Consider the following 15,496-nt stretch of genomic DNA (forward strand, 5'->3'; position numbering starts at 1 on the left):
AAAGTAGGCATGATATTAAAGATTATTTTTATTCACGTCAATAAAATTCTATAAATAAATGTTCAACTGAATATAAAACAATCATTAATTCAAATTCCACAATGCTCCACCACATTTTTTATCAATTTTTTTTAAAACCGATTCATGTTCAGAAAGTTCATATTCTGTTGCCTTAATTACTTTTAAAGGCACACCATGGCGTTCAACTCTTTTTATTACATTAGATTCGGATGTAGATGAGTTATTATCCTCTGAACTAAAAGATAAAGTTGTCTGCCCACCAGTCATTGCTAAATAAACTTCGGCTAAAATTTCGGCATCTAATAATGCGCCATGCAATGTTCGGTGAGAGTTATCAATCTGGTAGCGTTCACATAATACATCTAAGTTATTACGTTTTCCTGGAAACAGACGCCTTGCCATAGCTAAGGTATCAGTAACAAGACAATGATCCGAAGTTTTAAAATCCAGTCCACAAAGACGAAACTCATAATCCATAAATCCCACATCAAACGAGGCATTGTGAATAATTAATTCAGCACCATCAATAAATTTGATAAAATCATGTGCTATATTTTTGAATATTGGCTTATCCTTAACAAATTCATCACTGATACCATGAACTTTAAAAGCACCTTCATCAATTAAGCGTTCTGGATTAATGTAGACATGAAAATGGTTACCAGTTAAACGACGATTAATGACTTCAACGGCACCAATTTCAATAATCTTATGTCCTTCATAGTGATTATTGCCACTTTGATTCATACCTGTTGTTTCAGTATCTAAGACAATTTGTCGCGCAGAATTATGTATCACTTTCTTCTCTTTTTATATCAACAATTGGGGAAAAACGTTTTTAATGGTATAGTCTAGCACTAAAATCTTTTAATGTTGATACCTACATAAGTGAAAGTAGCAACCAATTTTACTTATTTATAGAGTAATTATAAATAAATTAGAGTGATACTATTTATCGTTTAATTGGAATACGAAATAAATTAAAATAGTTATAAAAGAAATAAAAAATGTTAAAAAAAATCGAAATATATACTGATGGTTCATGTCTTGGTAATCCTGGTCCTGGTGGTTATGCTGCTATATTAAAATATAAGCAAACCGAAAAAGTATTATCGAAAGGCTTTTTTAAAACAACAAATAATCGTATGGAATTATTAGCTGCCATTGTTGCTTTAGAACAATTAAAACAACCTTGTCAAATTGAACTCTATTCCGATAGTCAGTATTTGCGAAATGGAATTATCAATTGGATAAACGGTTGGAAAAAAAATGGTTGGAAAACAGCTAGCAAACAACCAGTAAAAAATATCGATTTATGGAAAAAGCTTGATGAATTAGTACAAATTCACAAAATTAAGTGGATTTGGGTTAAAGGTCATGCCGGCCATATTGAAAATGAACGTTGTGATATTATGGCAAAAACACAAGCTCAATCCCCTACTTTGCAAGACACAGTATTTGAACAATCTATACAAGATTAATTAATGAAAAAATTTTTTTATGCAACTTTTATAAGTTTATCTACTTCTAAAGTAGGTTCTTCCTAAATAAAGCTAAAACGTAATATGTATCTATTGCATTTTAGCTTTAAAGATAATTATATTTGAATTTTAACCAATTTAGCTAATATTATTGAATTTTGAGAAGCCAGAAATAAGATTAATCATATTAACAAACATAAAATATTCCCCTTGAAATTTTACTGACTATCACCATATTGATTCCACAAACGGGGAATGTGAATAAAAAGTACAATATCTAAACACCGATATTTTCGCCCCCAATGATACCGATTAATTATTTTACTAATTAAGATAAAGCCTCTATTGGTAATTTTAACTTTGACGTAATAGCGGTACCTAAGCACAACGCTTTTAGTCGTGCTTATTTTTTCTGGCGATATTTTAATTTACATAGTTAATGAATATATCTTATTAAATTTAGCATTTGCAACTCAAATGCTACCCTATGATAAAAACATTAAAGACTATTTAGATTTGGTTTCAACAAAATCAGTAACATTACTGTCTATTTTGTCTAAAGAAAAGAAATAAGCTTATTTTTACAATGCATAAATATTAGTAAAAAATAGATTTAAATTTAACAATTAATTATATTTCTTTGCTTTTTTTTAGAAGCCAAAAAGACATTTTTTAGGTATAATGCCAAGCTTAATTTGAGTAAAAATCACAAACTAATGAAAAAGTTATTAATATTTACAGTGTTATGTTTATCTTTGAGCGCCTGTCAGAACCATGGCTATCAATACAATAATAGCGTCTATAAAAAATCTAACTCAAAATCAATAGTTACTAGTAGCATTAAGAGTGGTGGCATTAGTCACACTTCTGTCACGCAAAACCCTTGGCAATTCATGCTAACTCAAATCGATGTGAAAGTACCTGAAAATAGTCGCATCAAAGCAGAAAGAGAGCGGTTGTTACGTAATCCACAAGGATTTGAAACTGTTGCATTACGTTCGGAACCTTACGTTTATTACATTATTAATCAATTAAGAAAAAACGATTTACCTGTTGAATTAGCATTAATTCCATTGATTGAAAGTGCTTACGATCCATTGGCAACTTCACCTGCGCAAGCGGCTGGTTTGTGGCAATTTGTACCAATTACCGCTAAAGAGTATGGAATTAAACAAAATAGTTATTTTGACGGACGACGAGATCTTATTGCTTCAACAAGTTCAGCTATTTCGTTATTGCAAAACTTGAACAATCGTTTTAATGGCGATTGGCTATTAACATTAGCGGCTTACAACGCTGGTGAGGGTCGAGTCAGAAAAGCTATCGAAAAAAACCAAGCGAATGGTTTACCGACAAACTATTGGTCACTTGATTTACCAACTGAAACAATGCACTACGTGCCTAAAATTTTAGCCATTATTGATGTTGTAAAAAATAACAAACGGTATGGTATTAAGTTGCCTGATTGTAATTATGAAAATTCGCTGGTTCGTATTGATATGTCAAAAAATATCTCATTAGCTAAGGTAGCTAAGTATACGGGCCTACCGTTGAATGATTTAATGACATATAACGCTGGTTATGTTCAGCAAAAAGTCAATGGTCCGTTTCATTTACTAGTACCATATATTCATGCTCAAGAGTTATTTAAAAAACTGAAAGCAGAAAACTTAGTGGTAAATCAAGTTACCGAGCTTTTACAAGATGTACCGCATACCAATATGCCATTTGAAGTTAAATCAACGACAAGCATTCAATATAGTGCAATTGATAATAGAAAAACAAACTCTATTTTAACAGCTAATGCAAAATCTAATGGTAAAAAACAGATAACCTACCAGGTTAAAGTTGGCGATAATTTATATTCTATTGCACAAAATTATCGGGTTAAAATAACAGACATACTTCAATGGAATAATCTGAAAAACGCTCGTGTCCAAGAAGGTGATATTTTGACGATTAATATTGTGGATGCAAATCCAATCTAAAACTTACTAATAGAGGATTATGATCTGATGTGGTTGTGCTAATAATTTCTGCTGTATCAAGTCGTAATCCTCGATAAAAAACAAAATCAAGTGGCCTACCCATAAATTTTTTTCGAATATCAACAGAAAAACTAACAGGCTTAAGTTCAATTGAACGAACAAGATTATACAACAAATCAACTCGCTGTTTGCTCCATGCATTAAAATCCCCAGCCAAAATAACTGGGCCATTATGCTCTTTTATTCGAGTTAATAGCATACGTATTTGTTGCCGGTATATTTTTATACCAATGCTAAAATTTACAGCATGAATATTCGCAACTAATAATTGTTGCTTGGAATGATTAATAGGATAAATAGTAATCAAAGCAGATTTAGGAACTCGGATAAGTGGTTCCTTTTCTCTAAAAGAAAAAAGTGAAGTGGGTAATGAATCAGAAATTGTCATTACGCCTGCATAGATATCGTTAAAACAATATGCTGGGACATGATCCGCAATTTTATTATATTGTGAAATAAAATTAAGTAATGGTGGTGTTGTTTGGGCTTCTTGCAACAATATCAGTTTGGCTTTATCAGCATATTGTTGAAGTATATCAATACAATCAGATCTTTTTTGTTTAAAAATATTCCAAACTAAAATCGAAAATGATGTATGTTCAATTAACGGTTTATTACCTATTATTGGTTGATTAGGCAAGATCAACTCAACTTCGCTGCTTGCCTGATATCGTAACGTATAATATCGTTTTTTAAACATTTTTATCGTTCAATTTTTCCGCAAATATTCATCAAAAGTTAAAGTATCACTCTGCTCCTTCTTCTTCTGTTTTTCAATAGATAAATTGCGTTGTTGAACAAAATCACCTTCTGTTAATAATGCTAAGGGTTCTGCCATAAGCTGTTTTTTATATTGGCTTGCTAAAGCTAAACCAAATTTTGCTGTACCTAAATCACTTATTGCTTGTAGTGTTCTTGCTGATAAAGTTAATTCAGGTTGATCAAACATTAAGTCTAAACGCTCACAAACATTACGGTACCCCTGCTTGTCATCTTGATGATCTAAAACATCAGCAACACGTAATAAATCTTTGAATAATTGGTGTCCAACTTTGGCCAAAGGTTCTCGATAGCTATTGCAACCTATACCGATCTCAAGCCCTGGTTTTCGTCCTTCCATTATTACCCTATTCCAATTTAACTTGGCACACTCAAGTTCTTGACTGCTCATTTCAGGCGCAGGTGCTAGTGCACACCAAATTAAAAATAGATCGATAAATCGTATCTGTTCTTCAGTAATCCCCACCGGTGAAAATGGATTAACATCTAATGCGCGTACTTCAATATATTCAATACCGCCACGTAAAAGTGCATCCGACGGCGACTCCCCAGTCATTGTGACTCTTTTAGGTCGAATTGGCCCATAAAATTCATTTTCAATCTGCAATACATTATCGTTTAATTGACGATAATGACCATCAACTTTGATACCCAGTTTAGCAAATTCCGCTGATTTTGTATGCGTTGCTCGTTTTAATCCTTCTACATAACTATCTAAATGATTAAAAGTAATGCCTAGTTGTTTTTGTGCATTATTAGTATACCCAATATCGCTTAACCTTAAAGAGGTTGCGTAAGGCAAATAACAGTTACCATTTGTTTGTTCAATAAAGGCTTTTGCTTTTTGTGGATCTTGAATAAATGAGGAGCACATCGATGGTGATGATCCAAACAAATAAGGAATAACCCACCCAAAGCGATAATAGTTACGAATCAATGTAAAGTAGCCTTCAGAAATAACAGCTTTACCCTCTTCTGTATTTTTTACACCATCTCTTGCTTGCCAAAATGCCATGGGTAATGAAAAATTATAATGAACGCCAGATATGGTTTGCATCATTGCACCATAACGGTTTTTTAGACCTTCTCGATAAACCGTTTTAAAACGCCCTTCATTTGATGATCCATATTGAGCTAAAATAATATCTTCTTCATTGGCAACAAAACATGGCATACTTAATGGCCACATCATTTCATCATCAATATTTACACTAGCATAACGATGAAGATCGCGTAAAAACGTTAGCATATAATCGATATTGGTATTAACTGGTGTAATAAATTCTAGCATTGATTCAGCAAAATCAGTTGTTATCCAAGGATGAGTCAACGCTGCACCAATTTTTGCGGGGAATGAAGTTTTCGACAATGTCCCGTCAGGCAAAATGCGTAAAGTTTCACGTTCAACACCCCGTTGAATACCTTGTAAAATGGTGTAGTGTTTTTCTAACCAGTTAAGCGCTTTAGAAACATCAGGAATCATATTTTGCCTTCCTTAAATGAAATTATTTATTTTTTTATATTAACATAATTTGATATTAACAATGGTCTAATTTATAACAACCACCAAAATAAAAACTAGATATAATTTGTAATTTAATGATAAAAAAATGCAATTCACTCTTTTGTATTAGATTATCTATCTTTTCTTTGTAATAAAACCAAGACTTCCATATGTGAAGTATGGGGAAACATATCAAACAGTTGCACTTTCATGATTTGATAGTTGGATAACAACATCAAATCTTCAACTAACGAGGTTAAGTTACAACTTGAATATAAAATATAGCTTGGTTGTATATTTTCTAAATACTGCATAAGCACTTTTCCAACCCCTCGTCTTGGTGGATTAAGTAGTACTAGATCTGGAATATCTTGCTCAGTAATAGCGTATTGGGTAGCATCAAGTGATTTAAACGTTAACCGCTTAAAACCTAACTTTTTAGCTGATTTTGTTGCACATTCAATCGCATCTGGACTAATTTCAATTCCTGTTAGCTGGATTTGATTTTCAATAGCAAGACTAACACAACTTAAGCCAAAACCACCTACACCACAGAACAAATCCCAAATAGAGTGAATAGATAAATTTGTGACCCAGTCACTTGCAGTTTTATAAAGATTGCTGGCAACATCACTGTTTGTTTGAAAAAAACTTTTAGGCTTAATGAAAAGAGGAACGCCATTTAATGTCATTGGTAAAAATGAGGTGTCGGTTAAAACTAACTCTTCTTCCCCTTCTAAAATAGCTGCATGATTAGGTTGGATATTTATTGAAATTACCTTTAAATTTTGTATTTTATCTTGTAATTGTTTAAAAGAATTATTTATTTTTTCGACAAGTTTGTGCGATCTTAAAACAAATCGCAGCATAAAACAGCTTGTATTATTCTCTTTACTTTCAGTAACAATAACAAATTTCAACTCTCCTTTTCGCTTATTAATATTATAAGGTACAAGTCCCTGTTTACGGATGAAAGTTCGAACAAGTTTTAGGATGTTTTGCATACTATTTGAGTAAAGAGGACAATCACATAAATCGACCATCTCATTATCTGTTTGTATTCCTAAAATAGGTCTTTCAACAGTACCTAACACAGCCATTTTTGCTTTATTACGGAAAGCAAATTCATGACTAGCAAACGGCTCTACAACGTCATTAGGCTTAAATTGAGTTAATTGTTGTAACAGATTATTTTGTTTTTCTGCTAGTTGTGCATCATAGGGCTTATCCATCCACTGACAAGATAAACATTTTTTCTGCTGATAAAAACAACATTGCATTTCGATAAAACCCTTTTTTATAATGAGTTATTATATATATAAAACCTTATTAAAATAAGTATAAGTTTTATTTTATACTAAAACACATTCTTTCCTGAAAGTTTTTACAAAATTTTATAAGAATATAAGTAAAATGCATAATTAATCATCCAGTATGATTTGACGAAATAACGGGGTATGATAGGATATTGTCATTAATATTACAGGAAAAATTTAATGTCTATAAAGTTAAAAACCCCCGTCGAAATTGAAAAAATGCGAATAGCTGGAAAACTTGCAGCTGAAGTATTAGAAATGATTGAACCTTATGTTAAACCGGGCATTAGTACTGGTGAACTAGACAAAATTTGTTATGAACATATTGTTAATGTTCAAAAAGCTATTCCAGCTAATATTGGCTATAGTGGCTATCAACACACCAGTTGTATTTCAATTAATGATGTGGTTTGCCATGGTATTCCAAGTTTTGACAAAAAGTTAAAAGATGGTGATATTTTAAATATTGATGTAACAGTTATCAAAGATGGTTATCATGGTGATACTTCTAGAATGTACATTGCTGGTAAGCCAACTATCGCAGGTGAAAAATTATGCCAAGTTACACAAGAAAGCCTTTACGAGGCGATTAAAATTATCAAACCCGGCATACGTTTAAAGGAAATTGGTAAAACGATTCAAAAATATGTCGATAAGTTTGGTTTTTCTTCCGTTCGAGAATATTGTGGCCATGGTATTGGTGAAGTCTATCATGACGAACCTCAAGTTTTACATTATGACGCTGATGACGGCGGTGTAATTTTAAAACCAGGCATGACCTTTACTATTGAACCTATGATAAATACAGGCGATTGGCGTACCCGTACCATGAAAGATGGCTGGACAGTCAAAACCAAAGATCATGGTCTTTCGGCACAATATGAACATACTATTTTAGTTACTGAAAATGGTGTTGAAGTCTTAACATTACGTAATAACGAAGATTTTCCTCGCATTATTGAACACTAAATAAAGTGGATTCAACAATAAACTATTGTTGAATCCTTTCGCCTTATTACTTTGATAAATCTTAATATAATAAAGTATACAACTTACGTCGATAACTACTGGCCAATGGGTTACTTGTTCCTAATGCTGCTAGTAAATCAAGTAATGTTTTCTTCACTTGTCCGTCACCAACATTAAGATCTTTTGTTAGCGGTTTAAATAACAACTCTAATGCTTCCTCATGACGCCCTACATGCATTAATTGGGAAGACAATTGAATCATTAATTCAACGTTATCAGGGTGTTGAGCAAATTCTGCTTGTAATTGCTGTAATTCAGGAGAATTAGCGGCTTGTTCAAGTAGTTCTATTTCGGCTTGTAATCCATGATAACTTGAATTTTGATCTTGTAGAGGAATAGTTGCAAGCACTTCTTTTGCTTCATTTAGCTGTTTAAGTTCAATTTGTGATTTTATTAGCATTAATGCAATATCTGTTCTTGGTTTGCCCAGATGATCGGTAAGTGATTGCCAAGTTTGCCGTAACAGTGGTAATGCTTCTTCATACTTGGCTTCATGAAATAAATTTTGTGCTTCAATTAATTTAAGCTCATCTTCATTTGGTAGCACTTTTTCTAAAAAAGTTTTAATGGTTTCTTCAGACTGAGGTCCTTGAAAACCATCTACAGGTTGACCATTTTGAAATAAATAAACTGTTGGGATTGCTCGTAAACCAAATTGAGCAGCTAACATTTGTTGTTCATCACAATTAACACTTGCCAAAATAAATTGACCATGATGTTCATTAGCTAATTTAGTTAAAGTTTGAGTCATTGCTTCATAATTTGGACTTCTAGCAGACCAAAAATAAAATAGCACAGGGGATGTCGATGATCTTTCAATCACCTCTTGAATATTTTGCTCATTAATATCAAAAATAAATTGGTTTTGCATATTATGTCCTAAGGTATAATGATTTATTATTTATTTTTTAAAATTTTATCCATTAATCTATCAGGAAGCAAACGTTTAGCAATAGCCGCTATTTTGGTTATTTTTGTTACCCTGTAACGTATTTTAGGTTTATCATGTTCAAGGGCATGGAATAAGTAAGGCAACACTGCCTCGGGCGGCAAAGTAAATCGTTTAGCTATAGGTGGATTTTTTACCATATTCTTTTGCTCTGTCTGATTCACATTGTTTGAGAAATATGTCTTTAATGGGCCAGGTTCAATTAAACAAACCTTTATGTTGGTTTGTGCTAATTCCAACCTTAACACATCAGACCAAGCTTCTAAGGCATATTTGCTAGCTGAATAAGCACCTCTCCCCGGTGTTGCAACAATACCAACAATTGAACTTGTTTGAATAATGCGCCCTTCATCTTGCTTTAGCATGGCTGGAAGTAGTAATTGCGTCAACTGATGGGCACCAAAAAAATTAGTGGAAAATTGAGATTCTAACTGCTCTCGACTGATCGTACTTAATCGCCCATAAACACCGTAACCTGCGTTGTTAAATAACGCATATAATTTGCCTTCAGACAAAGCTAGAACTTCTTGAGCGGCTTGCTTGACCGAGTCTGGATTGTCAAGATCAAGAAGCACAGTTTCAAATCCTTGCTCAATAAGTTTTTGTTGGTCCAATGATTTGCGACACGAAGCAATAATACGATAACCACGTTTTTTTAAAGCAATGGCCGAGATTAGCCCTATTCCACTTGAGCAACCTGTAATAAATATTGTTCGCAATTTCAGCTCCGATTGATTCATATATTGTTAAATTTTTCTTCTCAAACTATGATAGCACATCTAATTTGAAGTTACCCAAACTAAGCCAAGAGGATCGTATGAAAATTGCTATTATTGCTGCAATGGAAGAAGAAGTAGCCATATTAAAAAGTAAAATCACCCATTATCACGTTGAGCGTTATTTAGGTTGTGATTTTCATTTAGGTCAAATTGCTGGTTGTGAAATCGTACTGCTCCAATCTGGTATTGGTAAAGTAGCTGCAGCATCAGGTACTACTTTATTATTAAATAATTATAAAGTAGATGCTGTTATCAACACTGGTTCGGCAGGTGGATTATCTTCCGACCTTAATATTGGTGATATTATTGTTTCAAAGGATGTTTTTTACCACGATGTTGATTTGACTGCTTTTGGTTACAAGCCAGGTCAAATGTCTGGCTGTCCTGTAGCGTTTGATGCTGATCAAAAATACCAATCATTAGCTAAAATCTGTATCAAAAAGCTCGGAGTTAATGCGATTGAAGGTTCAATTGGTAGTGGAGATGCTTTCATAAATGGTAAAAGTAATTTAGCAAGAATAAAACAAACTTTTCCGAATGCTATCGCTGTTGAAATGGAAGCCGCAGCTATTGGTCATGTTTGCTGGTTATTTAAAGTACCATTTGTGGTTGTTCGCGCTATCTCGGATAATGGAGATAGTGAATCTGCAGTTGATTTCCAATCCTTTTTAAAGTTAGCTGCAACACAATCATCACTCATTGTTGAATCAATGTTAAGTGAGCTTGCGTGAGTTATCTTTTTTGGTTTGACATATTAGGTACCATTGTATTTGCTATTTCTGGCGTATTATTAGCAGCTAAAAAAGAGATGGACCCAATCGGTGCCTTAGTACTAGCAGTCATCACCGCTATTGGTGGCGGTACAATCCGCGATATTGTTTTAAATCATGGGCCGATCTTTTGGATCACTGATTCCACTGATTTATATATTGCTATCACCACCTCATTAGTCACCATGCTCTTATTACGTTACTCATCATCAGTTATAGTCCCTAAATGGTTATTTTCTGTATTAGATGCAATCGGTCTTGCTGTGTTTGTGGGTATTGGCGTCAACAAAGCAATTTATTCTGACGTAAACAGCTTAGTGGCAGTTTGTATGGGAGTGATGACTGGCGTAGGTGGAGGTATTATTCGAGATGTACTTGCTCGAGACATCCCAATGGTATTTAAAACCGACATCTATGCTACTGCTTGCGTCATTGGCGGAACAATTCATGTTATCGCCTATAATGCATTCAAACTACCTTTGGAATATTCAACATTCATTGGTATTTTAGTTACACTGGTTATTCGATTATTAGCTATTTATCGTAACCTAACTTTGCCTATTGTTGGATTGAAAAATCATTAAATGCACCACAAACTGCACCTACACTTAATCAATAATCAAAGACAATACTGCTCAAATAAAGGTTTACGCCAACCTATTAATAATGCTGGCGTATTCCCCTTTTTATCGATTTTCCACTTTATGTATTGATTGATTAATCGACGTGAAAGCAATAAATCCTCACTAAGCCCTGTTTGTGAAGAAATAGTCAGTGCTGCTTGTTTTAACTCGCTAGTAATTTTTTTATAATCAGGATAGCTATTAACTCGGCGAATTGGTTGAACTTCAGGTATGGGAGTAGATAAAAGATCCAAAATTATTTGACCATACAAGCGAATTTCTTTTCCTTTCATACCTAACTTATCAAGTTCTCCTAATGATGTCGGTGAATAGCGTGCAATTTTCAATAATACTTCTTCATGTACTACAAAATTTATAGCAATATCGTGTTCTTTCGCTAATCTATATCGCCAGCTTGCTAATTTATACAACTGTCCTAAACTTTTCCCTTTCAATTGCCAACTATTTTTAATATTTAAATAAGCATCATTTGGATCCATTAATTCCGATTTATGGGCAACCACCATTTGGCATTCTTGATAAGCTGCTTGTAAATAATGGTTAGTGCTTAACTGAGACTTTAAAATATTAATTAATGGAAAAAGATATAACACATCATTAATGGCATATTTACACTGTTTTTCAGTTAATGGACGTTGTAGCCAATCTGTTCGGGTTTCACTCTTATCAAGTTCGACCTCTAAATATTTTTTTACTAAACTAGCATAACCACTACTTAATGGATTATCTAGAAAAGAAGCCAATATCTGGCTATCGACAATCGGTGTTGGAACACAGCCAAAATGATAAGAAAAGACCTCGATATCTTCACTACATGAGTGAAAATATTTTTCAATAGTTGGATTATTTAATATAGCCAAGAAAGCCTGCCAATCAGTAATATTAATTGGATCAATTAACGCTGCATGTTCGCCATTAAATACCTGCAGTAAACCCAAATGAGGGTAAAAGGTTCGGGTTCGAACAAATTCAGTATCTAAAGCCAAAGCCGAGCTATTTTCGATTTTTGAACAATAATCAGCTAACTGATCATTACTAACAATAAGTTGATAAGACAAAATCAAATTCCTGTTCAAATATATTTATTCATTGTGCGTATTTTTGTTAAAAACGATATCAATTACCACGATTTCGGAACGAGTCATTAAGCGAATTGGTGGTCCCCAAAATCCATATCCACTACTCACAATGCTGTTAAAATGATCATCTTCTTTTCTATAGAATCCATAAGTATTTTTATACATTAATTTTTCAATAATGTTGATAGGGAATATCTGCCCAGCATGAGTGTGCCCAGAAATCATCAAATCAACCCCCAATTTTTCTGGTTCATTAAGGTCTTTTGGTTGATGATCTAATAAAATAACTGGCGAATCTGTATTAGTGAACATGATAAGATCTGACAGTGAAGCCCTATTTACATTATAACGAAATGAAGAAAAATCATCTCGGCCCACTAATGTAACCCCAATATCATCAAAATAAATGATATCATCCTTTAGTACTTTCATACCGGCTTGCCTAAAAGCGTTAACGATATCTTCTTCTCTATTATTTTCTTGATTAGTCGCTAAGTATTCATGATTACCAAAAATAATATAAGTACCATATTTTGATCTTAATTGTTGAAATTGCTTATCGAAACCATTTTGTGTAAAAGGTTTTAAATATTTATCTAATGTATCACCCGTAATCACAACAAAATCAGCATTAAGTTTATTCACTTTATCAACCATTTGTTGAATAAATCGATTCGTCGTTAGTTCGTTAAGATGAATATCGGAAAGTTGAACAATACGTAAATGTTCAACTTTTGCGGGTTTATCAATTTTAACTTGGTAATGCACAATCTTTGGATTAATTGCCATTTCGTGACCAAAACAAAACAATAATACAGAGGCAACAATATAAACAATTTTAAGCCATAAATTGGGTTTAACCTTTTTTTTACTAAGCCAACGTACAATGTCAAAAATAAGTGAGGTAAAAACGCAACAAATCATCAAACCTATAATGACATTACAACATAATGGCAGCCAATAAGTTGATATATTATCAAATATTTTAGAAAAGATTAGCGATAATCCAGCTATAAAAACAACGATCCAATATATAAATCGATGACAGCCGATCAAATTAAAATCAAACCAAAATAGCCATCGTTTTCCGAGATAGATAGTTATTAAAACACTAACAACAATCGCTATAACAATAGTAATAAAATCGACAAAACCCATAATTATCCGAGCAATTGAATATAAAAAAATGATATGATAACAGAATTAATTTCTATAGTACCAATTAGTTTTATGGATACCAAAAAAGACCAGCTATTCTCGACACCCATTGATAAATTAGGCGATTGGACATTTGATGAAAAAGTCGCTGAAGTTTTTCCTGATATGGTGCAGCGTTCCGTACCTGGTTATTCTAATATCATCTCAATGATCGGCATGTTAGCAGAAAGATTTGTACAGCCTAATTCAACGATTTATGATTTAGGCTGTTCCTTAGGTGCTGCCACATTATCTATTCGTCGTCATGTTAATCACGAAAACTGCCATATTGTTGCGGTCGATAATTCCCAACCCATGGTTGATCGCTGTAAAAGGCACCTTGAATCATATAAAGCAAATACGCCAGTGGATGTAATTTGTGATGATATTTGTAACCTCGATATGCAAAACGCGTCAATGGTAGTACTTAATTTTACTTTGCAGTTTTTGACGCCCGCAAATCGCCAACGTATCTTAAATAACATTTACAGCGCATTAAATCCTAATGGTATTTTAGTACTGTCTGAAAAATTTAGTTTTAGTGATTCAACTGTTGATGAATTGTTATTTAATATGCATCATGATTTTAAGCGTGCTAACGGCTACAGTGAACTAGAAATCAGCCAAAAACGTAATATGTTAGAAAATGTCATGCTAACAGACACAATTGAAACACATAAACAGCGACTGTCTGAAGCTGGTTTTAAACATATAGATACATGGTTCCAATGCTTTAATTTTGGCTCGATTATTGCCATAAAATAAAAAGTTAATTTAAGTGTAATAAATAAGGATAATAGAATGATTGATTTTGGTGATTTTTACCAGATTATCGCAAAAAATAAACTGAGTCGCTGGCTAGAAGTATTACCAGCACAACTGGCAAACTGGCAAAATCAAAATATTGATAACCGTTTTAATCAATGGATCAACAGTATTAAACACTTACCGTCTATCATTCCAGATCAAATTGATTTACTCCATAGTGTATCTGTCAATAGTGAACAACCTATCTCGATAGGTGAACAGCAACGAATTACTCAACTACTAAAAAACATGATGCCATGGCGCAAAGGCCCTTTTCACTTATATGGTATTGATGTTGATACAGAATGGCGTTCAGATTGGAAGTGGGAACGCTTAATTAATCACATTGATAGTTTAGAAGGTAAAATTGTTTTAGACGTGGGGTGTAATAGTGGTTACCATTTATGGCGCATGATTGGTGCAGGAGCAAAACTCGCTGTTGGAATTGATCCTATGGCACTTTACCTATGCCAATTTGAGGCTATTCGCAAATTACTGGGTAACGATCAAAGAGCGCATTTATTACCACTTGGCATTGAGCAGCTACCCAAACTTGGTGCTTTTGATACAGTCTTCTCAATGGGTGTTTTATATCATCGCAGGTCGCCACTTGATCATTTATTTCAATTAAAAGATCAACTCGTTGAAGATGGTCAATTAGTACTTGAAACATTAGTCATTGATGGTGCTGAACATACAGCACTCATGCCGGGCGAACGCTATGCTCAAATGCGGAATGTTTATTTTATTCCATCTGTTCCAACAATGATTAATTGGTTAGAAAAATCTGGATTTTCTGATGCAAAACTGGTTGATATATCACTCACCAGTTTGGATGAACAACGTAAAACAGAATGGATGACATCGGATTCACTTGCAGACTTTTTAGATCCAACCGATTTAACCAAAACCATTGAAGGCTACCCTGCTCCAATGCGGGCTGTTTTTATTGCTAAGAAATAAAGTGAATTAATAATTATAAATGCCGAGGATTTCAAATGATTATCCAATCCCTTTTAATATTTACATTTTATGTATTGTAAGTGGTATTTTTATGTAGAATGTTATAATATTAAAAATAAAATATAAAAA

The 15,496-nt window shown here is 33.3% G+C and carries 15 protein-coding genes; 7 read left to right on the forward strand and 8 right to left on the reverse strand.

Features of this window, described 5'->3' with window-relative positions:
• Positions 1-84: 84 nt before the first annotated feature.
• A complete protein-coding gene (dnaQ, locus tag GYX25_RS03595; protein ID WP_202983810.1) occupies positions 85-819 on the reverse strand; it encodes a DNA polymerase III subunit epsilon in 735 nt (244 codons plus the stop codon).
• Between the two features lie 209 nt (positions 820-1,028).
• Here dnaQ and rnhA point away from each other — a divergent pair, with 209 nt between their 5' ends.
• On the forward strand, positions 1,029-1,502 hold the full coding sequence (gene rnhA, locus GYX25_RS03600) for a ribonuclease HI (protein WP_091347028.1): 474 nt from the start codon (positions 1,029-1,031) through the stop codon (positions 1,500-1,502).
• Between the two features lie 716 nt (positions 1,503-2,218).
• The gene (locus GYX25_RS03605; RefSeq protein WP_238785965.1) at positions 2,219-3,490 is read left to right on the forward strand and encodes a transglycosylase SLT domain-containing protein; all 1,272 of its coding nucleotides are present in this window, start codon (positions 2,219-2,221) and stop codon (positions 3,488-3,490) included.
• Here the strand turns inward: GYX25_RS03605 and GYX25_RS03610 are convergent.
• The 3 genes from GYX25_RS03610 to rlmC form a co-directional block, all read right to left on the reverse strand.
• The gene (locus GYX25_RS03610; protein WP_091347032.1) at positions 3,462-4,250 is read right to left on the reverse strand and encodes an endonuclease/exonuclease/phosphatase family protein; all 789 of its coding nucleotides are present in this window, start codon (positions 4,248-4,250) and stop codon (positions 3,462-3,464) included. The genes GYX25_RS03605 and GYX25_RS03610 overlap by 29 nt on opposite strands.
• Before the next feature lie 9 nt (positions 4,251-4,259).
• Positions 4,260-5,813, reverse strand: coding sequence for a glutamate--cysteine ligase (gene gshA / locus GYX25_RS03615; protein WP_174786744.1), 1,554 nt, complete (start codon positions 5,811-5,813; stop codon positions 4,260-4,262).
• Between the two features lie 152 nt (positions 5,814-5,965).
• On the reverse strand, positions 5,966-7,114 hold the full coding sequence (gene rlmC / locus GYX25_RS03620; RefSeq protein WP_174786745.1) for a 23S rRNA (uracil(747)-C(5))-methyltransferase RlmC: 1,149 nt from the start codon (positions 7,112-7,114) through the stop codon (positions 5,966-5,968).
• 216 nt (positions 7,115-7,330) lie between these two features.
• Between rlmC and map the strand changes: the two genes are divergently transcribed.
• Entirely contained in the window at positions 7,331-8,119 is a 789-nt protein-coding gene (gene map, locus GYX25_RS03625) for a type I methionyl aminopeptidase (protein WP_091347038.1), read from the forward strand.
• A 61-nt stretch (positions 8,120-8,180) separates the two neighbouring features.
• Here map and GYX25_RS03630 read toward each other — a convergent pair whose 3' ends face one another.
• Both GYX25_RS03630 and GYX25_RS03635 read right to left on the reverse strand, forming a co-directional pair.
• Positions 8,181-9,050 (reverse strand): co-chaperone YbbN, encoded by an 870-nt coding sequence (locus tag GYX25_RS03630; RefSeq protein WP_174786746.1) that lies wholly within the window; start codon positions 9,048-9,050, stop codon positions 8,181-8,183.
• A 26-nt stretch (positions 9,051-9,076) separates the two neighbouring features.
• Positions 9,077-9,868: an SDR family oxidoreductase gene (locus GYX25_RS03635; protein ID WP_174786747.1), complete on the reverse strand. Its 792-nt coding sequence runs from the start codon at positions 9,866-9,868 to the stop codon at positions 9,077-9,079.
• A gap of 77 nt (positions 9,869-9,945) precedes the next feature.
• On the opposite strand from GYX25_RS03635, the gene mtnN reads away from it, so the two are divergent.
• Positions 9,946-10,638 (forward strand): 5'-methylthioadenosine/S-adenosylhomocysteine nucleosidase, encoded by a 693-nt coding sequence (gene mtnN, locus GYX25_RS03640; protein WP_091347043.1) that lies wholly within the window; start codon positions 9,946-9,948, stop codon positions 10,636-10,638.
• Entirely contained in the window at positions 10,635-11,261 is a 627-nt protein-coding gene (locus GYX25_RS11320) for a TRIC cation channel family protein (RefSeq protein WP_202983811.1), read from the forward strand. Before mtnN ends, GYX25_RS11320 begins: the two co-directional genes overlap by 4 nt.
• A 35-nt stretch (positions 11,262-11,296) precedes the next feature.
• Here GYX25_RS11320 and rnd read toward each other — a convergent pair whose 3' ends face one another.
• Positions 11,297-12,379, reverse strand: coding sequence for a ribonuclease D (gene rnd / locus GYX25_RS03650; protein ID WP_091347045.1), 1,083 nt, complete (start codon positions 12,377-12,379; stop codon positions 11,297-11,299).
• 24 nt (positions 12,380-12,403) lie between these two features.
• A complete protein-coding gene (locus GYX25_RS03655) occupies positions 12,404-13,189 on the reverse strand; it encodes a metallophosphoesterase (protein WP_167349289.1) in 786 nt (261 codons plus the stop codon).
• Between the two features lie 402 nt (positions 13,190-13,591).
• On the opposite strand from GYX25_RS03655, the gene cmoA reads away from it, so the two are divergent.
• Together cmoA and cmoB are read left to right on the forward strand one after the other, a co-directional pair.
• Positions 13,592-14,362 carry a carboxy-S-adenosyl-L-methionine synthase CmoA gene (cmoA, locus tag GYX25_RS03660; protein WP_174786748.1) on the forward strand — a complete coding sequence of 257 codons (771 nt, stop codon included), beginning with the start codon at positions 13,592-13,594 and terminating at the stop codon, positions 14,360-14,362.
• 36 nt (positions 14,363-14,398) lie between these two features.
• Positions 14,399-15,367, forward strand: a complete 969-nt coding sequence (gene cmoB, locus GYX25_RS03665; protein WP_174786749.1) for a tRNA 5-methoxyuridine(34)/uridine 5-oxyacetic acid(34) synthase CmoB — start codon at positions 14,399-14,401, stop codon at positions 15,365-15,367.
• Positions 15,368-15,496: the final 129 nt, after the last annotated feature.

The sequence above is a fragment of the Gilliamella sp. ESL0254 genome (assembly GCF_013344985.1).
GTDB classification, from domain to species: Bacteria; Pseudomonadota; Gammaproteobacteria; order Enterobacterales; family Orbaceae; genus Gilliamella; species Gilliamella bombicola.